The organism is Thiothrix winogradskyi (assembly GCF_021650935.1).
Lineage (GTDB): Bacteria > Pseudomonadota > Gammaproteobacteria > Thiotrichales > Thiotrichaceae > Thiothrix > Thiothrix winogradskyi.
In genome coordinates, this window is sequence record NZ_CP091244.1 from 2,511,627 (window position 1) to 2,530,370 (window position 18,744).

The 18,744-nt window shown below is 52.4% G+C and carries 17 protein-coding genes and 1 pseudogene; 9 read left to right on the forward strand and 9 right to left on the reverse strand.

What is annotated here, in order from left to right; genetic code table 11:
* Positions 1-15 precede the first annotated feature (15 nt).
* The 4 genes from L2Y54_RS12805 to L2Y54_RS12820 all read right to left on the reverse strand — a co-directional run bounded on the left by L2Y54_RS12805 (position 16) and on the right by L2Y54_RS12820 (position 2,978).
* On the reverse strand, positions 16-555 hold the full coding sequence (locus L2Y54_RS12805) for a phosphatase PAP2 family protein (RefSeq protein WP_236496559.1): 540 nt from the start codon (positions 553-555) through the stop codon (positions 16-18).
* A complete protein-coding gene (locus L2Y54_RS12810; RefSeq protein WP_236496561.1) occupies positions 527-1,729 on the reverse strand; it encodes a glycosyltransferase family 4 protein in 1,203 nt (400 codons plus the stop codon). The genes L2Y54_RS12805 and L2Y54_RS12810 overlap by 29 nt, the downstream gene beginning before the upstream one ends.
* 99 nt (positions 1,730-1,828) lie before the next feature.
* On the reverse strand, positions 1,829-2,515 hold the full coding sequence (gene phoB, locus L2Y54_RS12815; protein WP_236496562.1) for a phosphate regulon transcriptional regulator PhoB: 687 nt from the start codon (positions 2,513-2,515) through the stop codon (positions 1,829-1,831).
* 52 nt (positions 2,516-2,567) lie between these two features.
* Positions 2,568-2,978 carry a hypothetical protein gene (locus L2Y54_RS12820; protein ID WP_236496564.1) on the reverse strand — a complete coding sequence of 137 codons (411 nt, stop codon included), beginning with the start codon at positions 2,976-2,978 and terminating at the stop codon, positions 2,568-2,570.
* A 187-nt stretch (positions 2,979-3,165) separates the two neighbouring features.
* Between L2Y54_RS12820 and L2Y54_RS12825 the strand changes: the two genes are divergently transcribed.
* Genes L2Y54_RS12825 through eno form a run of 3 tightly spaced genes read left to right on the forward strand, consistent with a single transcriptional unit; the run spans position 3,166 to position 6,957 of the window.
* Entirely contained in the window at positions 3,166-4,824 is a 1,659-nt protein-coding gene (locus L2Y54_RS12825; protein ID WP_236496565.1) for a CTP synthase, read from the forward strand.
* Positions 4,821-5,654 carry a 3-deoxy-8-phosphooctulonate synthase gene (kdsA, locus tag L2Y54_RS12830; RefSeq protein ID WP_236496567.1) on the forward strand — a complete coding sequence of 278 codons (834 nt, stop codon included), beginning with the start codon at positions 4,821-4,823 and terminating at the stop codon, positions 5,652-5,654. The genes L2Y54_RS12825 and kdsA overlap by 4 nt, the downstream gene beginning before the upstream one ends.
* Before the next feature lie 22 nt (positions 5,655-5,676).
* Positions 5,677-6,957, forward strand: a complete 1,281-nt coding sequence (gene eno, locus L2Y54_RS12835; protein ID WP_236496568.1) for a phosphopyruvate hydratase — start codon at positions 5,677-5,679, stop codon at positions 6,955-6,957.
* An 82-nt stretch (positions 6,958-7,039) separates the two neighbouring features.
* Here the strand turns inward: eno and L2Y54_RS12840 are convergent, their stop codons facing one another.
* Positions 7,040-8,038 (reverse strand): hypothetical protein, encoded by a 999-nt coding sequence (locus L2Y54_RS12840; protein ID WP_236496570.1) that lies wholly within the window; start codon positions 8,036-8,038, stop codon positions 7,040-7,042.
* Positions 8,039-8,348: 310 nt separating this feature from the next.
* Between L2Y54_RS12840 and L2Y54_RS12845 the strand changes: the two genes are divergently transcribed.
* Both L2Y54_RS12845 and ispD read left to right on the forward strand, forming a co-directional pair.
* Entirely contained in the window at positions 8,349-8,681 is a 333-nt protein-coding gene (locus tag L2Y54_RS12845) for an FtsB family cell division protein (protein WP_236496572.1), read from the forward strand.
* A complete protein-coding gene (gene ispD / locus L2Y54_RS12850; RefSeq protein ID WP_255697748.1) occupies positions 8,671-9,384 on the forward strand; it encodes a 2-C-methyl-D-erythritol 4-phosphate cytidylyltransferase in 714 nt (237 codons plus the stop codon). Before L2Y54_RS12845 ends, ispD begins: the two co-directional genes overlap by 11 nt.
* Here ispD and glcF read toward each other — a convergent pair.
* The 4 genes and pseudogenes from glcF to L2Y54_RS12870 all read right to left on the reverse strand — a co-directional run bounded on the left by glcF (position 9,381) and on the right by L2Y54_RS12870 (position 14,576).
* Positions 9,381-10,616: a glycolate oxidase subunit GlcF gene (gene glcF / locus L2Y54_RS12855; RefSeq protein ID WP_236496573.1), complete on the reverse strand. Its 1,236-nt coding sequence runs from the start codon at positions 10,614-10,616 to the stop codon at positions 9,381-9,383. The two genes, ispD and glcF, sit on opposite strands and share 4 nt — an antisense overlap.
* Before the next feature lie 65 nt (positions 10,617-10,681).
* Positions 10,682-11,689, reverse strand: a pseudogene (gene glcE, locus L2Y54_RS12860) (glycolate oxidase subunit GlcE); the annotation flags it as partial.
* A 12-nt stretch (positions 11,690-11,701) separates the two neighbouring features.
* Complete coding sequence (locus tag L2Y54_RS12865) at positions 11,702-13,171, reverse strand: FAD-linked oxidase C-terminal domain-containing protein (protein ID WP_236496576.1); 1,470 nt, start codon at positions 13,169-13,171, stop codon at positions 11,702-11,704.
* Positions 13,172-13,250: 79 nt separating this feature from the next.
* Positions 13,251-14,576, reverse strand: coding sequence for an ABC1 kinase family protein (locus L2Y54_RS12870; protein WP_236496578.1), 1,326 nt, complete (start codon positions 14,574-14,576; stop codon positions 13,251-13,253).
* A 260-nt stretch (positions 14,577-14,836) separates the two neighbouring features.
* Here L2Y54_RS12870 and sufB point away from each other — a divergent pair, with 260 nt between their 5' ends.
* From sufB to L2Y54_RS12890, 4 genes are read left to right on the forward strand one after another with little or no spacing between them, the layout of a single operon-like run.
* On the forward strand, positions 14,837-16,285 hold the full coding sequence (sufB, locus tag L2Y54_RS12875; RefSeq protein WP_236496580.1) for a Fe-S cluster assembly protein SufB: 1,449 nt from the start codon (positions 14,837-14,839) through the stop codon (positions 16,283-16,285).
* A gap of 15 nt (positions 16,286-16,300) precedes the next feature.
* Entirely contained in the window at positions 16,301-17,056 is a 756-nt protein-coding gene (gene sufC, locus L2Y54_RS12880; protein WP_236496581.1) for a Fe-S cluster assembly ATPase SufC, read from the forward strand.
* Positions 17,053-18,360 (forward strand): Fe-S cluster assembly protein SufD, encoded by a 1,308-nt coding sequence (sufD, locus tag L2Y54_RS12885; RefSeq protein WP_236496583.1) that lies wholly within the window; start codon positions 17,053-17,055, stop codon positions 18,358-18,360. The genes sufC and sufD overlap by 4 nt, the downstream gene beginning before the upstream one ends.
* A gap of 7 nt (positions 18,361-18,367) precedes the next feature.
* Entirely contained in the window at positions 18,368-18,742 is a 375-nt protein-coding gene (locus L2Y54_RS12890) for an SUF system Fe-S cluster assembly protein (protein WP_236496584.1), read from the forward strand.
* The last annotated feature ends 2 nt before the right edge of the window (positions 18,743-18,744 follow it).

Consider the following 18,744-nt stretch of genomic DNA (forward strand, 5'->3'; position numbering starts at 1 on the left):
GGTGGTTACTCCTCATCACAATAGGCAAGACAACACGCAGAAACTGCCTTGTGCCAAACCCGCGCCCAAGAATGCGCCGATCAGCACATCACTGGGGTAGTGCAGCCCCAAAATTACCCGCGATAACGCCACCAAAATAGTGAATGGTACAACCAGAATAAACCATTCCGGGTAATAGTTAAGCAAGACCCAGCTAAACCCGACCGCGTGCAAGGTGTGTCCCGATGGAAAACTGAATTGATCAAGTGCCGCTACATTCTGGAAAATGGTGTCATTGTGGCTGTACGGGCGTACCCGTTCGGTGGAGGTTTTCAGCCACTTGTAAATCAGCAAGGCTGTCAAACCAACCAAAGCCATGTGTGCAGAGACGTGTAGCGCTTCCAGCCCGTAAATCAGCGGCAGCATCAGCATTAGCACATACCAAAATACCCCGTTGCCCAAGCGACTAATGACTGCAAAAAACAGACTGATGGGTTTGAGGTGATTGATCCGGTTGAACAACAGGCACAACGGAATTTCACGGTCATTAAGTCGATGCAAGTGCTTCATGCTCATGGTGTACCTCGCGGAGTACGGTTTGAATGGTGTGATGCAGGCGTTCCACCACCTTTTCCCAGCTCAGGCCGAGGGCAGTTTGGTGAGCGGCTTGACCTTGGACGCGGCGTAAGTCGGGGTTGAGTGCCAGTGTGATACTGGCTTCGATAAAGGCAGCGTTGTCGTCCAGCGGGGCGCTCATGCCGTTAATCCCGCTGCGCAAGTGTTCGCGGGCGGCGGCATAATCGAAGGTCACGACCGGTAAGCCGCTTGCCATTGCTTCCAGCACCACATTGCCGAAGGTTTCGCTGGTGCTGGGGTAAAGGAACAAATCGCCACTGGCATAGTGTTCCGCCAAGGCAATGCCGGTTTGCATCCCGACGAATAAGCAATCGGGGTGTGCGTCTTGCAGGCGTTTGCGTTCGGGGCCATCGCCGACCAGCAGGAAATGCGCATCGGGGAGGTGTTGTTGGATGGCTCGAAACGCGCTGAAGGCCAGATCAAGGTTTTTTTCCGGCGACATGCGCGATACCAGCGTGACCAGCAATTGTTCCGGGCGAATGCCGAGTTGGGTGCGCAAGGTGTTGCAGCGGCGTTGCGGGTTGAAGCGTTCCACGTCAATGCCGCGATCCAGAATGCCGAGTTTGGTGTAACCGTTGGCACTGAGTTGTTGCTGCAATTCGCGGGTCGGCACGAGTGTGACCAGCGTTTGATTATGGACGTGGCGCAAATAACGTTTCGCCAGATTGAAAAACCCACTCAGGCGGTAATAGCGGCTGTACTGGTCAAAATTGGTGTGAAAGTCGCTGATGACCGGAATACCGAGTTTTTTTGCGGCCTTCATGGCGGAATAACCCAACGGGCCTTCGGTAACGATTTGCACGATGTCAGGGCGCTGCTTTTTCCACAGGCGTTTGAGGGCGTGGTATTGCGGGAAGCCTAAGCGGACTTCTTTGTAAAAGGGGAGTGTCAGTCCATTGACGAGGTGTTCCTGAAACAAGGCTTCGCGTTGCGGTTTTTCATGTGCCATTTGGCGGGGGCGCACCAACTGGATGTGGTAGCCACCGCGTGTGCGCAAGCCAGCCACCATACGGCTAATGGAGTGTGCCACGCCGTTGATTTCTGGCGGCCACGTTTCCGTGACGACGCTCAGACGGGTGTGGTTGCTGACAAGTTGAGGGCGGGCATTTGACACAAAAATATACGTCTCATAGTGGATACCCTAATGATTTTGCAGGTTTAATGCTGCAAGACAGTGACGTTTTTGTGACGGTTATATGTCATCTGGCAAGGTTTATACCGTGGGCGTAAACCGATAGCCTGCCCCGCGCACGGTTTGGATGTAATGTTCAAAACCGTGTGTCGCCAGTGTTTTGCGCAAGCGCAGAATGTGTACGTCTACGGTGCGTTCTTCCACGTACACATTGCGTCCCCAAGCGTTGTCCAGCAATTGTTCGCGGCTGTATACGCGGTCAGGGTGTTGCATGAAAAATTTCAGCAAGCGGAATTCGGTGGGGCCAAATTCGAGTTCTTGACCACCAGCGGTGACACGGTGGCTGAGTGGGTCGAGGGTTAACCCAGCAAATTCGAGCATTTCCACTGGTTGGGAATGGCGGGTGCGGCGCAATACGGCTTGAATTCGCACCACTAATTCGGCTGGTGAAAACGGTTTGCTGATGTAGTCGTCGATACCCGCCTGAAAGCCGGAAATGCGGTCGGTTTCTTCGTTACGGGCGGTCAGCATAATGACCGGAATGTCTTGGGTATTGCCGTCGCGTTGCAGGCGTTTGACCAGTTCTATGCCACTCATGCCGGGCAGCATCCAGTCCATCAGAATCAGTTCGGGGCGCTGGCGATGAATGGCGGTGTAGGCTTGTTCGGCAGTTTCGGCTTCGTGTAAGGTGAAACCGGCACGCCCTAACGCAAAGCCAACCATTTTGCGGATCGGCTGCTCGTCTTCAACAATCAATATGTTGCTCATGTGAAACCTGTATGAATTTCCTTTTACAGGCGCATTTAACCGTAGGAGTGTGTCAATTCTGTGACAGGTCACTTATTTTGTTGGGTGTTTGTGGCTCCGTGCGGGTAATTTCTAGCGGATGGGACACATCGGCGTAATCGTGATAACCGCGCAGGCTTTGGTTATGGTTGTTGTCTTCGTCGAGAATCAGGTAGAGGCGGTGTTCCTGTTGAGCGTCTTGCAAATACAGGAAAGGGGCGGTGGCGAGTTGCCCGTAAAAATATTCAGGCGTGGTGTCGGTGTAGGTTTTACCGTCGATGGTGAATTCGGCAGCTTGTGGTGTGATCGTGAGGGATAAGTCAGGGCTGTGCCATTCGCCACCATACGCCGTTTTATCGGCAGCAAATGCCAGAGGGGATAAGCTGGCAGTGAGTAAGCAGGCGCACGCAAGCGCCACGGACTTGAACCGTTGTTCCTTTTTCATGATGTTCTCCTAGCGATTTGGGTATTATTCGTTTAAAACTAGTGTAGTCGAGTTATGCCCATAAAGGGAAATCGGGAACCATGAAAACATGACAATGATCACAACCTTCTTGCCTTAGCAAAACCCATCCATCTATGGTAGGATGCGCCCGCATAATTGTGACTCACACGGATGCGTATTACCTCCTATGGCTCGATATATTTTCATCACTGGTGGCGTGGTTTCCTCTTTAGGGAAAGGCATTGCTGCCGCATCACTCGGTGCAATCCTCGAAGCACGCGGCTTAAAAGTCACCATGCTCAAACTTGACCCCTACATCAACGTCGACCCCGGCACGATGAGTCCGTTTCAACACGGCGAAGTCTTCGTCACGGAAGATGGCGCGGAAACCGACCTCGACCTTGGGCATTACGAGCGTTTTGTCGGCTTCCGAGCCAGCAAGCTCAACAATTTCACGACGGGGCGCATTTACCAAACCGTTATCAGCAAAGAGCGGCGCGGAGAATACCTCGGCGCAACCGTGCAAGTGATTCCACACATTACCGACGAAATCAAACGCAGTGTGCGTGCCGGTGCAGGTGATGCTGACATTGCGATGGTCGAAATCGGCGGCACGGTCGGTGACATCGAAGCCATGCCCTTCATGGAAGCCATTCGCCAAATGGGTGTGGAAGAGGGCAGAAGTAATGCCCTGTTCATTCACCTAACCCTATTGCCTTACGTTGCGGCGGCTGGCGAATTGAAAACCAAGCCCACCCAACACTCGGTCAAGGAACTGCGTTCTATCGGCATCCAGCCCGACATCTTGCTGTGCCGTAGCGAACGCCCGTTCCCCGAAAACGAGCGCAAAAAGATTTCCCTGTTCACCAATGTGGAAGAACGCGCCGTTATTTCTGCGGTAGATTTGGACAATATCTACAAAATCCCCTTGTGGCTGCACGCGCAAAAATTGGATCGCATCGTTGCCGAAAAATTTGGGCTAACCAATTTGCCAGAGGCTGACCTTTCCGATTGGAAAGATGTGGTCAGCTCAATGGAATTCCCCGAAGCGGAAATTACCGTGGCAATGGTCGGCAAATACGTCGATTTGACCGAATCGTACAAATCCCTGAACGAAGCCTTGACCCACGCGGGCATCCAAACGCATACCAAGGTCAAGATTCACTACCTCGATTCCGAACGCCTCGAATCCGACGACGAACAAGCCTTTGAAGTGTTGGGCAAAGTGGATGCGATTCTCGTCCCCGGCGGTTTTGGTAATCGCGGTGTCGAAGGCAAAATCCGTGCAGCCCAGTATGCGCGTGAAAACAAAATCCCGTACCTCGGCATTTGCTTGGGGATGCAGGTCGCGGTGATCGAATTCTCACGCCATTGCGCAGGCTTGGCTGGTGCACACAGCACCGAATTCGCGCCCGATTCGCCGCATCCGGTCATCGGTCTGATCACCGAATGGCAAGCCGAAGATGGCACGATTGAAAAACGCTCCCACGATTCCGATCTGGGCGGAACGATGCGCCTTGGCGGGCAGCCGTGCGTGTTGCAAGAAGGCTCGTTGGCACGAACCACCTACGGCGCGGCGCAAATTGTGGAACGCCATCGCCACCGTTACGAATTCAATAACCATTACCGCGAGACGTTGGCAAAGCACGGGCTGATTTTGTCTGGCACATCCATTGACGGCAATCTGATCGAAATGGTCGAATTGAAAGATCATCCGTGGTTCTTGGCTTGCCAATTCCACCCGGAATTCACCTCGCGTCCACGCCAAGGGCATCCGCTATTTAGCGGTTTTGTCAGCGCGGCACGCCGTTATCACGAAACCAAAACGAGCAGCAAACGATCATGAAACTGTGCGGATTTGACGTCGGGCTGGATCAGCCGTTTTTCTTGATTTCAGGCCCTTGCGCGATTGAAACCGAAAAACTGGCGCTGGAAACGGCGAGTAAGCTGAAGGACATGACCACCCGTTTGGGCATTCCCTTCATCTACAAGTCGTCGTTCGATAAAGCTAACCGTTCGTCGCACAACAGCGCACGCGGTGTGGGCTTGGAAGCGGGTTTGCGGATTCTGGAGCGCGTCAAAACCGAGATTGGCGTACCCGTGCTCACCGATGTGCACGAAGATACGCCGATGGATGAAGTCGCGAGCGTCGTGGATGTATTGCAAACGCCTGCGTTCCTGTGCCGCCAGACCAATTTTATCCAAAGCGTGGCGCGTACTGGCAAGCCGGTGAACATCAAAAAAGGGCAGTTCCTCGCGCCGTGGGATATGGGTAACGTGGTCGAAAAAGCCCGTGCTACGGGCAATCAACAGATTATGGTGTGCGAACGCGGTTACAGCTTTGGCTACAATAACCTAGTTTCCGATATGCGGAGTCTTGCCATCATGCGTGATACTCAATGCCCCGTGGTGTTTGATGCCACGCATTCGGTACAATTACCGGGTGGGCAGGGCAATGTATCCGGCGGGCAGCGTGAACACGTACCCGTACTGGCACGCGCTGCCGTCGCGGTGGGTATTGCGGGCTTGTTCATGGAATCGCACCCTGACCCCGCCAATGCGCTGAGTGATGGGCCAAATTCATGGCCGATGGATCGCATGGAAGAATTACTGATCACGCTGGTCGAGCTGGATCGCGTTATCAAAGCACAGAAATTGCTAGAAAATACTTTGTAACGTTTTATTGGGAAATAACGAAATGTCTGAAATTAAATTCGTAAAGGCACGCGAAATCATTGACTCACGCGGCAATCCTACTGTTGAAGCCGATGTAATCCTCAGCAATGGCGTGATGGGGCGTGCGGCTGTGCCATCCGGCGCATCCACCGGTTCGCGTGAAGCCATTGAATTGCGTGACGGTGGCGCACGTTATCTGGGCAAAGGCGTACAAACGGCGGTTGCCAACGTGAACGGTGAAATTGCTAAAGCCATTGCTGGCATGGATGTTACCGATCAAGGCGGCATCGACCGTGCGATGATCGCGTTGGATGGCACTGATAACAAAGCCCGTCTGGGTGCAAACGCGCTGCTGGCAGTGTCAATGGCAACTGCACACGCAGCGGCTAACGACCAAGGTTTGCCACTGTACCAATACCTCGGCAAAGCGGATTCCTACAAACTGCCTGTGCCGATGATGAACATCATCAACGGTGGCGCACACGCGGACAACAGTGTGGATATGCAGGAGTTCATGATTCTGCCGGTCACTGCACCAAGCATGGCTGAATCCATCCGTTACGGTGCAGAAGTATTCCACAGCCTCAAGTCTGTACTGAAAAAGCGTGGTTTGAATACCGCAGTGGGCGACGAAGGCGGTTTTGCACCCGATTTGTCTTCCAACGAACAAGCCATCGAAGTCATTCTCGAAGCCATTGACAAAGCCGGTTTCAAAGTCGGTCAGGACATCTGGTTGGGTCTGGACGTTGCCAGTTCCGAGTTCTACAAAGACGGCAAGTACCTGTTGGAATCCGAAGGCAAGAGTTTCAGTGCGGAACAATTCACGGCTTACCTCGAAAACTGGGTTAACCAATACCCGATCCTGAGCATTGAAGATGCGATGGCGGAAGGTGACTGGGCGGGTTGGGCGCATTTGACCAAGGTCTTGGGCAATCGCGTACAATTGGTGGGCGATGATTTGTTCGTGACCAATACCAAGATCCTGCAAGAAGGCATCGACAAGGGGATTGCGAATTCTATCCTGATCAAGGTTAACCAAATCGGTACCTTGACTGAAACACTGGAAGCGATTGGCATGGCGCATAAAGCCGGTTACACCACCGTCATGTCACACCGTTCGGGCGAAACCGAAGACTCCACCATTGCGGATTTAGCGGTGGCAACCAATGCTTGCCAGATCAAGACGGGTTCATTGTCACGTTCTGATCGGATTGCGAAGTACAACCAATTGTTGCGCATTGCCGAGCAGTTAGGTAGCAACGGTATCTACGCTGGTAAATCTGCGTTTAAGCAATTTGGCTAATTTTAGCCGCTGAATGCCTGAATGGAAAAAGCCCCAGTCTAGCGATAGACTGGGGCTTTGTTATTAGGCTAGGCAATAAGTATTAATCTTTGCCTTTGCCGCTGCCTTTGTTGGAGCTGCCAACAGTAGTGGCTGAATCACCTTTGCCACCGCCGTAGCTACCGATTGAATCACCTTTGCTGCCGCTGCTGTGGCTGCTGCTAGAAGGTGAATCGCCTTTGCTACCGATGTTGTGACTGCCAGCGGCTGCATCGCCTTTGCCGCCGAAGCTAGAGTCACCCTTATCGCCTTTGCTGCCGCCGAAGTCGAAGTTAGAGTCGCCCTTATCACCTTTGCTGCCGCCGAAGCCGAAGTTAGAGTCGCCCTTATCACCCTTGTCGCCTTTGCTGCCGCCGCCGACAGAAGAATCACCTTTGTCGCCTTTGCTGCCGCCGCCGACAGAAGAATCACCCTTGTCGCCTTTGCTGCCGCCGCCGACAGAAGAATCACCTTTGTCGCCTTTGCTGCCGCCGCCGACAGAACCAGCATTATCGCTACCGCCAGTAGACGTTGAGCTGGATTCGTTACCTACACCGCCGCCACCGCCCTGACCGTTGCCACCATTACCACCACCAACGTTGTTAGAAGAACCGCTTTGTCCACCACCAGGCGCATCGCCTTTGCTGCTACTGCTAGTGTTACTAATTGTACCGCCGCCGTTGCCTTCTTTGCCGCCAAGAGAACCAGCTCCGCCTGCGCTACCTTCATTCCTGCTACTAGAGCCAGTCTTCTTGCCTTCGTTACCATCGCATCCACAACCTGCGCTATTGCCACCGGAAGAACCACCGCCTTGGTCACCTTCGGTTTGGCTACCACCTTCCATGCCGCCGGATTTCAGCATTTTCAGAAATTGTTCGATCAGGGGAAGCAACTTGGCAAGATCCATGCCTCCACTTGCATCTTGCCCTGAACCTTGCATACTTTTATTAAAGCTTTCAGTTGCCCTAGCGTTAGGTTTACTGCTGGAAATATCTTGCGCACCAGTATTATTGACGCTATTGCTGTAATTATTTGCCCCGTATCCACTATTAATAAATGTCATGACTAATCTCCTTGTCATTGTGGGATAGAAGTTGCTATTTGGGTGGCAACCTGTTTGGATGGTGTGTAAGCAGCGTTTTGCTTTCTGCTAGCAATACTCTGCACCATGCATTTTTATAGTAATTAATAATTGGTAAAAGCTGGGGAGGTAAAATCTTAACGTGGCTGATTTGCTGATGAATGGTATGATTTGCAGATTCAAAGGAAAGTTTTTACGGGGGCGTTGATGTTTTTTGTCAGCGCTTCGGTATCATCTGCTATCCTTTTGCCATGAATAGCTTTTACGATTGTTGACACCTTAATTTATGAATATGACACGCACTTTATTTTGGGTTCTCAGTTTGCTGGCATTTGTTCTGTTTGTACGTTTGTGGGCAGGGCCTGCGAGTTACCCCGACATTGGACGTTTAGAACAAAAAATTGAGCAGCAAAATGCTGCGAACGATGAGCAAGCTGAAATCAAACGCCTGTTACAAATGGATGTGGTGGGCTTATCCAAAGACGACGAAGCGGTTGAGGAACACGCCCGCAGTGAGTTGGGGATGGTACGCGAGGGCGAAACCTTTTATCAGGTGATTTTGAAATCTGACCCAGAAGCCACCGCGCCAGTGCCACAAGTTAAGGCTGCCCCCCGTGTCGAATAAGGTATGGGTAGTGATTCCTGCTGCCGGAGTCGGGGCGCGGATGCAAGCTGATCGACCGAAACAATACCTGCCATTGGTGGGTAAAACGGTGATTGAGCATACCTTGGATTGCTTTCTAACCCATCCGGCGGTCACGGGAATTGTGGTGGCGGTGAGTGAGGGCGATCCGTTTTGGGCGGAACTCATGGCAACCACACTTAACCAGTATCCGCAATTGCATACCGCTCCCGGTGGGCGTGAGCGCTCAGATTCTGTGCTCAATGCCTTGGATTATCTGGTGAATACCTTGCAGGTTGCGCCGGATACTGTGGTGCTGGTGCATGATGCTGCCCGCCCATGCTTAAGCCGTACTGACTTGGATAAATTGTTAACCCTGGGTGCTAACGAAGCGGCTGGAGCAATTCTTGCCATACCAGTACGTGATACCATGAAACGCGCCCAGACCGGCACTACACGCATTTCACGCACCGAAGACCGCAATGGTTTATGGCACGCGCTTACCCCGCAAATGGCAAGCCTAGGGCTGTTACGCACAGCGCTGGCGGATGCCTTGGAAAAGGGTGTCGCGGTGACGGATGAAGCCTCTGCGCTGGAACACGCAGGGCTAAACCCGTTGCTGGTGGAAGGCGATGCCCGCAATCTGAAAATCACTCGCCCTGCTGATTTGGCGTTAGCGACTTTCTTTTTGAGCGCAACCCCTTAGCCAGATTTATCCAGCAAATGAATCCAGTGCATCACCGGTAAATCACTGCCTTCCTGCAAATGCGTCTGGCAGCCGATATTGGCAGTAACAATCGCTTCGGGCGCGTTTGCCGTCAGGTTGGCTAATTTATTGCGCCGCAATTGCTGGGAAAGTTCCGGCTGCAAAATCGAATACGTACCCGCTGAACCGCAACACAAGTGTTCGTCCGCCACGGGGACGAGTACATAGCCGCAGTCTGTGAGGATATTTTCCACCACACCGCGAATCTTTTGCCCGTGTTGCAAGGTGCAGGGTGGATGCCATGCAACTTTAGTGGCTTGGGCAGGGGCGAGTTGCTGGTAATTTTCTTTGGCAATGATTTCGGCAATGTCTTTGCACAAGTTGGAAATGCGCTCGGCTTTAATGCCGTATTCGGGGTCGTGACGCAGGTGGTGAGCGTACTCTTTCACCATCACCCCACACCCGCTGGCAGTGGTAACAATCGCTTCAACACCGCCGCCTTGTTTGGACAGGTAAGGCCACCATGCGTCGATATTGCGCTTCATGTATTCCAACGCATCGTCTGGCGCACCCAAGTGCTGGCTGACCGCGCCACAGCAACCGGCTTTGGGGGCAACCACTAAACTGATACCCAGTTTGTCTAATACTCGTGCGGTGGCGGCATTGATGTCAGGGGAAAGGGCGGGTTGCACGCAACCTTCCAACACCAAAATCCAGCGATCATGACGAGCTTTGGGCCAGTCACCCGCAGGGCGTGGGGCGGTAATTTTGTGGGCGAGTTTCTTAGGCAGCAGGGGTTTGAAGGTACGCCCCAGTGTTAAGCCCAAACTGAATAGGTTGGTTTTAGGCAAAAACGTGCGTAACCGTTTGCGCAAGGTGCTATCAGCGCGGTCACGCCCGACGTGCTCTTCGGCGAGATGCCGCCCAATATCCAGTAACTTGCCGTATTCCACGCCAGAGGGGCAGGTGGTTTCGCAACTGCGGCACAGCAAGCAACGGTCAAGGTGTTGCAGGGTTTTGCGCCCGCTGTCTGGGGTATTTTCCAGATTGCCTTCCATCAGTTGTTTGATGAGGTAAATACGCCCGCGTGGGCCGTCGTTTTCATCGCCAAGCAATTGATACGTGGGGCAGGTGGCATTGCAAAAGCCGCAGTGTACGCAGCGGCGCAAAATGTCTTCGGCAACTTTGCCTGCCGAGGTGTGCCGCAGTGCGGAGAGTATCTGGGTTTGCATTACCAGTCCTTGTACATTCGACCAGGGTTGAAAATACCGTGCGGATCCATCGCCTGTTTCAAGCGTTGTTGCACATTGCGTAAATTATCAGGCAGTGGATGGAAGGGGTTAACCCCCGGCAAACTGCCGCGATATACCGTGGCGTGACCGCTGCCCTTATGCGCAATATTGCGGATCAAATTGACCGGAATATTGGTGTAGACCCAACGCTGTGAGCCGCCCCATTCCACCAAAGAATTACCTTCCAAACGGCTGATAACGCTGGTGGCTGGCGGGAACGATAAGCGCCACAGTGGGCGGTCGTATTGCTGGAAAAATTCGTGGGTTTGGTTACGCAAGGCTAACCAGAATTCGTCGGCATTATTAATCGCTTCGCCGCCAATTTTCCGGTGCGAGGCAAACACATGGCTGGGTACGCCACTCAGCCGCAGGTAGAGGCAACCGTCAAAATAACAGGTAGCGCTCAAGGGAAAAGTGGAGCGGCGCATGGTGGTGGTGAGTTCAAACGCCTCTTCGCTGGGCATATCCAACGCTAGGGTCAGCTCGGTAACGGGACGCGGCATGACTTTCAGCGAGACTTCCAGAATGATTCCGAGTGTTCCCATTGAGCCGGTAATCAGCCGTGAAATGTCGTAACCGGCAACGTTTTTCATGACTTGCCCGCCAAAGCTTGCCACTTTGCCGTAGCCGGTGATCAGTTTCACGCCGAGTACATGGTCACGCACCGAGCCTGCCCAAGGGCGGGCGGGGCCGGATAAACCCGCTGCGACCACGCCGCCGATGGTGGAGGTTGCGCTGAAACAGGGCGGTTCAAATGCCAGTTTCTGCCCATTGGCGGCCAGCAAGACTTCAATGTCTTGCAGGCGTGTCCCGGCACGGGCGGTGATGCACAACTCCGAGGGTTCGTAAGCAATCACCCCGGTGTGCGGGGAAACTTGCAACGCTGTGCCGTTGGTTTCATTGCCGTAAAAGGCTTTGCTGCCACCGCCGATAATGGTTAACGGTTGGTTTGCAGCAATCCCTGCTACGACCTGTTCTTGCAATGTTGAGGTTATATCGTTATCAGCAATCATATCAGGCCCGAATCAAAATCTTGGCAGTTCAGGATGGGAAAGCTGCCCGTGATGGACATGCATTGCACCCAGTTCTGCGCAACGGTGCAAGGTAGGGACAGCTTTTCCGGGGTTCAGTAATTCGTCAGGGTCGAATGCACGTTTGACGGCATGGAAGACTTCGAGTTCGGCTTCGCCAAATTGCACACACATCGAGTCCAGCTTTTCATGCCCAACGCCGTGTTCGCCCGTAATAGAGCCTCCGACTTTAACACATAATTCCAGAATATCGGCACCGAAACGTTCGGCTTTTTCCAATTCACCAGCACGATTGGCATCATAAAGAATCAGTGGGTGTAAATTGCCATCACCCGCGTGGAACACATTCGCAACCCCTAAGCCGTATTGCTGGGAATAGTCATTAATTTTGTTCAATACGTGCGCTAGATGTTTGCGGGGAATCGTGCCATCCATGCAGTAATAATCCGGGGAGATGCGCCCCACTGCGGGGAATGCGGCTTTGCGCCCTGCCCACAAACGGGCGCGTTCGGCGGCGGTTTTGGCAATGTGAATCGTGCCAGCGCGGTGATTTTTGAGAATGGCACTGACGCGGGCAACTTGTTCGCTGACTTCATCTTCGGTGCCATCGAGTTCACACAGCAAGATAGCGTTCGCGTCAATCGGGTAGCCTGCGTGGATGAAATCTTCGGCGGCACGAATCGCGGGGTTATCCATCATCTCCAAACCAGCCGGGATAATGCCCTTGCTGATAATCGCGGCTACTGCATCACCGGCATCATTCACCGCTGCGAAATCTGCCATTAACACTTGCACGGTATCGGGTTTGACGGTGAGTTTGACCAATACTTCGACGACCACGCCCAACATGCCTTCCGAACCGGTCAGCAATGCGAGTAAATCGTAGCCGGGGGTGTCTTGGCGGTCATTGCCGATGGTCATGAGTTCGCCATCAATGGTGACGAGTTTGATTTCGAGAACATTGTGTACCGTTAAACCGTATTTCAGGCAATGTACTCCGCCGGAATTTTCCGCGACATTTCCGCCAATCGAGCAGGCAATTTGTGACGACGGGTCGGGGGCGTAAAACAGCCCTAAGTGATCCACCGCTTGGCTGATCGCGAGGTTGCGTACCCCCGGTTGCACACGGGCGTGCAAATTGGCAGTGTCAATTTCCAAGATTTGTTTGAAACGCGCCAGACTCAACACAATGCCGTTTTCGTGAGGCAGCGCCCCGCCGGAAAGCCCCGTACCCGCCCCGCGTGCTACCACCGGCACTTTCAGGCGCGAGCACGTTTTGAGGATCAATTGAACTTGCTCAGTGGTGGTAGGCAAGACCACGGCGAGGGGCAAATGCCGGTAAGCGGTCAAACCATCGCACTCATAAGGGTGCAGATCTTCCTTCGCGCTGAGGATCGCATCCTCCGGCAAAATGTCTTTGAGTTGCTGTAGCAACGTTTGCTTGGGGGCTGTGGCAGTGTTCACTGAAATAATCTGACCTTGGCTAATTGTGTTATGCAACCACTACTGTAGCGTATTTCCAACAGAAAATTAATATCTGTGGCTAAACGGCAGCAACCTGCGCAAACAACTCACCCACGTCCACCCGCGCCCGCAGCTTCGCCGCCAGCAAATACAGGCCGCCCAGCTTGCGGTGCAAAAACAACGCATCCGCAGGCGGCGTGTGCCAATAATCCTGTTCCATGCTCAATGCCATACCCCCATCGCGGATACGGCTGGCGAGATTCGAGGTGCCAAAATCATACGCACCTTGCCAGCGTAACGGTTCGCAGGCTTGGGCAAATAAATCCAGTACCGCTTCGCGTTGTTCGGGTTTGATGTATTCCTGAAAGAAACCGATTTGCACCGCCCCCGCCTCTATCATGGCAAGATCCCGTTGCACCGCGCCTTGCATCAGTTGCCGATAACCTTCAGCAATGGTGGCGGGGTATGCACGGGTTGCACCAAAGTCCAGCAAAATCAATTGCCGGGTGTCACGGTCGTAACGGTAATTGGCGAAATTCGGGTCGGTCTGCACCAGCCGGAACTGGAAAATTTCGCGGAATAACAAATCCATTAGCAAAGTTATCAAACGATCCCGTTCTTCCTGTGGCGCATTGCTCAGCGATTCAATCGGCACACCGCCAATGTGCGTCATTGCCAGAATATTCACGGTGGTGAAATCGTCATGCACGGCAGCCAGGGTGAATTCGGGGCTATCCGCCAGCAGGGTTTGGTAATGCTGCATGTGCGCGGCTTCCTGCAAATAATCGGCTTCCTGATGCAATTGCTGCTTGGCTTCTTCCAATAGGTGTTGGTAGTCCACGCCTTTGGGGATCAAGCCGGAAATCCGTAGCAGGGTGGCGACATTATCCACGTCACTGCTGATGCTTTCGCGCACACCGGGGTACTGAATTTTCAGTGCCAGATGCCGCCCGTCTTTGGTGTGCGCCGAATGCACTTGCCCAATCGAAGCCGCTGCTAAGGGTTGAAACGAGAACTGTTGGAAGCGGGCGTTCCAGCCCTTGCCCCAGTTGTCATCCAGCACTTTTGCCAACTGGCTCAGGGGCATGGGTTTGGCGTCGGAGCGCAATTGCGCGAGTATCTCGGTAAGTTCGGCGGGCAACATATCGCCTGCATCCATCGACAGCAATTGCCCTACTTTCATGGCAGCACCGCGCAGCCGTGAGAGTTCGGCAGCAACGCGCTTGGCATTGGCAGGAGTCAGCAGCAAATCGCTGACTGTGGGGCGATTGCCTTGCGCGAGTTGCCGCGCACCTTCGGCGATCATACCGCCTGCAACCCCCGTGGCGAGTGAACCGAGACGCGCCATGCGGGCAAAACGTCCGGCAGGGACGCTGGCATTGTGTTTTTCGTCGATAGTGCTCATGGCAGTTTCACCAGTTCTAGGTGTTCAGGATTTCCGTTGTCCTGAATCATAATACACCCGCGCCCGCTATTGGAAATTTGCCCTTGCCCAGAAGGTCGAAAAGTAGCTGGCTATATAGCGGCAACAATCCCCTGGTGTGCAGCGGTCTTTTCCTACTAAATTACTCGGAATAGTTGTACAACTTACGAGTCTATTTGCGCCTCAGTGGCAGCCTGTTTATATTGTTGATGAAATCAGTCAACTATTAGAGGTGGTGAGCGATGGATGCCGCACAACGACACGTCGAGCAAATGCGCCAGACAGGTTATGACGCTGGATTTATTACCGCAATTGAATCCGATACCGTCGCACCGGGATTGGATGAGGGCGTTATCCGTTTCATTTCTCAAAAGAAAAACGAACCGGAATACATGTTGGAGTGGCGTCTACAAGCCTATCGCAAATGGTTGATGATGGAGGAGCCGCAATGGGCGCACTTGAATTACCCCAAGATTGATTATCAGCGAATCTCCTATTTTTCAGCCCCGAAGTCTGTCAAAGATGCCCCTAAAAGTTTGGATGAGATTGACCCGGAATTATTACGCACCTACGAAAAACTCGGCATTCCGTTGCAGGAACAGAAAATGTTGGTGGGCATTGCCGTAGATGCTGTGTTTGATAGCGTGTCGGTTGCCACGACTTTCCGCAAGCAATTAGCTGATGCCGGGGTTATTTTCTGTTCGATTTCGGAAGCGATGCGTGAGTATCCCGATTTAGTGCGCCAATACCTCGGTACGGTTGTACCGCAAATGGATAACTATTTTGCGGCATTAAATGCGGCAGTGTTTACCGACGGCACGTTTGTTTACATACCGCCGGGGGTGCGCTGCCCAATGGAGCTTTCCACGTATTTTCGCATCAATGAGCGTAATACCGGTCAGTTTGAACGCACGTTGATCATTGCGGATAAAGGCAGTTACGTCAGCTATCTGGAAGGTTGTACAGCGCCGCAACGCGATGAAAATCAGCTTCATGCTGCGGTGGTTGAATTGGTGGCACTGGAAGATGCTCAGATTAAATATTCTACCGTACAAAATTGGTATCCCGGTGATGAAACCGGCAAGGGCGGTATTTACAATTTCGTCACCAAGCGCGGGGTGTGTGCGGGGGCGCGAGCCAAGATTTCGTGGACACAAGTCGAAACCGGTTCAGCCATTACGTGGAAATACCCCAGTTGCATTCTCAAAGGTGACGATTCAGTGGGTGAGTTTTATTCGGTAGCTGTTACCCGTGGCGCACAGCAAGCTGATACCGGCACGAAAATGTTCCATATTGGTAAAAATACGCGCAGCACAATTGTCTCCAAAGGCATTTCTGCTGACCGTGGGCAAAATACTTACCGTGGATTGGTTCGCATGAATAGAGGCGCGGAAAATGCTCGTAACCACACGCAGTGCGATTCATTGCTGATCGGTGATAAATGCGGGGCGCACACCTTCCCGTATATCGAAGTGGTTAACCCCACCGCCAAAGTGGAACACGAAGCGACGACCTCCAAAATTGGTGAGGATCAATTGTTTTACTGCCGCCAACGCGGTTTATCCCAAGAAGACGCTGTGTCGATGATTATCAATGGCTTCTGCAAGGAAGTCTTTAAAGAGTTGCCGATGGAATTTGCGGTAGAAGCACGCAAATTGTTGGAGATTAGTCTGGAAGGCGCAGTAGGTTAAACAGGAGAAAATACCATGTTAAAAGTCAATGATTTACACGCCAGTATCAATGGCAAGCCTATTTTGCAGGGTTTGAATCTCACCATTAACCCCGGTGAAATCCACGCCATTATGGGACCAAACGGTTCGGGAAAAAGCACGTTGTCGAAAGTGTTGGCAGGGCGTGAAGAGTACGTTGTTACTAGCGGTAGCATTACTTACAAGGGGCAAGATTTGCTGGCACTTGCGCCAGAAGAACGTGCTCATCAAGGTATTTTCATGGCATTTCAGTATCCCGTGGAAATCCCCGGCGTTAACAACACCTATTTTATGCACCAATCGCTGAATGCGATTCGTACCGCACGCGGTGAGCCGGAACTGAATTCGGTGGATTTTATGCGTTTAGTGCGCAGTAAGCTCAAATTGCTGAACATGGACGAGGGTTTGCTTAAGCGTTACGTCAATACCGGCTTTTCCGGTGGCGAGATGAAGCGCAACGAAATCTTACAAATGAGCTTGTTGGAACCTACTTTGGCGATTTTAGATGAAACCGATTCGGGTTTGGATATTGACGCGCTCAAGATTGTAGCACAAGGCGTGAATAATCTGCGTAGCCCAGAACGTTCCCTGTTGGTGATTACCCATTACCAACGCTTGCTCGACTACATCCAGCCTGACGTAGTACACGTATTGAGCGGTGGGAAAATTGTCCGTAGTGGCGATAAATCGTTGGCGCTGGAACTTGAAGACAAAGGCTATGGCTGGATTCAGGACTATCGGGAGGCGGCATGAACACTTCAGACATCCTGCAACATTATCGGCAATTGGCAGCCGCCCAAACCACTGTTGCGCACGATTGGCATAATCGCAGGCAGTTGCAAGCGGTGATGCAAGTACAAGAATTGCCATTACCGCAACGCCGTCAGGAAAGCTGGCGTTACACGCAACTGCCGCCGTTATTGGATAAAGCGTTTCGACCTGCCAATTTAGAGGAAGATTTGTTGTTTGCCGATGATATTCAGCAGCTACGTTTAACCTCTGATGAAAGTTTGCGTATTGTCTTGCATAACGGCTTTTTCCTGCCGGAGCTTTCCCAGTTACCTGAAGATGGCAGTGTACGTATTGAAGCATTGCGTAGTGCCCTCGCAAACGGTGATAAAACCGTACACATGCATCTGGGTGAACTCAGTGGTGAACAGCCGCATCTCTTCAATGCGCTGAATACAGCCATGCTGGATGAAGGTGTATACCTGCACATTAGTGCTGGCACACGCCTGTCACAGCCGATTGAAATTATCCATGTCAGCCTTAGCTTTGACAGTGAATACTTGGCGCAGCCGCGTTTATTGGTGGTGGTTGGTGAGGGGGCGCAAGCCAGTCTTGTTGAGCAATATGTGTCCTTGTCGGATGTGTTTTGCCTGAATAACACCGTTACTGAAATTTTCCTGCAAGCAGATGCCCAGTTGACGCATTCGCGGTTGCAAAATGAAAGCCTGCGCACGCGCCACCTTGCCAGCCTTTACGTGCAACAAGCACAGGGTAGCCAATACCGTAATACCACGCTGGCATTCGGTGGCGCATGGTCACGCAGCGAGTTTCACGTCAATTTTAGTGGCAGCGGCGCGACGTGTAACCTCAATGGTTTTTATTTGGCGGGTAACAAACAATCGCACGATATGCATTTAAATGTGGTGCATAACCTCCCCGGATGTAATAGCAGCAGTCAGTTTAAAGGCATTTTGTTAGGCAACGGCAAAGCGGTGTTTGATGGCAATATTGAAGTGAAACCGGATGCGCAAAAGACGGATGCGCGTCTGAGTAATGCTAATTTGTTGCTGTCGCGTGATGCCGAAATCGACACGAAACCTCGGTTAGAAATCTATGCCGATGATGTGCAATGCAGTCATGGCACGACTGTCGGGCAAATTGATGCGGAAATGTTGTTTTACCTGCGTTCACGCGGAATTCCGTATTTGCAAGCGATGAGCATGATTTGTGACGGATTTGCGAGTGAAGTTATCGCCACTTGCGAGCAACCTGATCTCGAAGCACGTGCGCAGCTCTTGCTAACCCAACAACTGGCAACGATGGAGTAGTGTGGCTATGTTTAAATTATCCCGCTTAGCACGCGCTAACATTGCCGAGCAGCACACAGACGAACAGCAAGCACGGCAGGCGTGGTTGAAACAGGAAGTGATTACCCGCTTGCAACAGGTCTATGACCCGGAAATTCCTGTCAATATTTACGACCTTGGCTTGATTTATGCGCTGGATGTCGATGCAAATAATAACGTCCAGATTCAGATGACCTTAACCAGCCCCGGCTGCCCGGTGGCGGGTAGTTTGCCTGGCAGTGTGGAAGCCGCCGCTCGGTCGGTGGTGCAAGTCAATGAAGTAACAGTGGATTTGGTATGGCAACCGCCGTGGGATAACTCACGGATGAGCGAAGCAGCTCGCTTACAACTGGATATGTTTTGAGG

What these genes read in the sequence shown, in the direction of transcription:
- L2Y54_RS12805 (WP_236496559.1), bottom strand. Translation starts at nt 555, where the DNA reads ATGAGCATGAAGCACTTGCATCGACTTAATGACCGTGAAATTCCGTTG.
- phoB (WP_236496562.1), bottom strand. Translation starts at nt 2,515, where the DNA reads ATGAGCAACATATTGATTGTTGAAGACGAGCAGCCGATCCGCAAAATG.
- L2Y54_RS12820 (WP_236496564.1), bottom strand. Translation starts at nt 2,978, where the DNA reads ATGAAAAAGGAACAACGGTTCAAGTCCGTGGCGCTTGCGTGCGCCTGC.
- L2Y54_RS12825 (WP_236496565.1), top strand. Translation starts at nt 3,166, where the DNA reads ATGGCTCGATATATTTTCATCACTGGTGGCGTGGTTTCCTCTTTAGGG.
- kdsA (WP_236496567.1), top strand. Translation starts at nt 4,821, where the DNA reads ATGAAACTGTGCGGATTTGACGTCGGGCTGGATCAGCCGTTTTTCTTG.
- eno (WP_236496568.1), top strand. Translation starts at nt 5,677, where the DNA reads ATGTCTGAAATTAAATTCGTAAAGGCACGCGAAATCATTGACTCACGC.
- L2Y54_RS12840 (WP_236496570.1), bottom strand. Translation starts at nt 8,038, where the DNA reads ATGACATTTATTAATAGTGGATACGGGGCAAATAATTACAGCAATAGC.
- L2Y54_RS12845 (WP_236496572.1), top strand. Translation starts at nt 8,349, where the DNA reads ATGACACGCACTTTATTTTGGGTTCTCAGTTTGCTGGCATTTGTTCTG.
- glcF (WP_236496573.1), bottom strand. Translation starts at nt 10,616, where the DNA reads ATGCAAACCCAGATACTCTCCGCACTGCGGCACACCTCGGCAGGCAAA.
- L2Y54_RS12870 (WP_236496578.1), bottom strand. Translation starts at nt 14,576, where the DNA reads ATGAGCACTATCGACGAAAAACACAATGCCAGCGTCCCTGCCGGACGT.
- sufB (WP_236496580.1), top strand. Translation starts at nt 14,837, where the DNA reads ATGGATGCCGCACAACGACACGTCGAGCAAATGCGCCAGACAGGTTAT.
- sufC (WP_236496581.1), top strand. Translation starts at nt 16,301, where the DNA reads ATGTTAAAAGTCAATGATTTACACGCCAGTATCAATGGCAAGCCTATT.
- sufD (WP_236496583.1), top strand. Translation starts at nt 17,053, where the DNA reads ATGAACACTTCAGACATCCTGCAACATTATCGGCAATTGGCAGCCGCC.
- L2Y54_RS12890 (WP_236496584.1), top strand. Translation starts at nt 18,368, where the DNA reads ATGTTTAAATTATCCCGCTTAGCACGCGCTAACATTGCCGAGCAGCAC.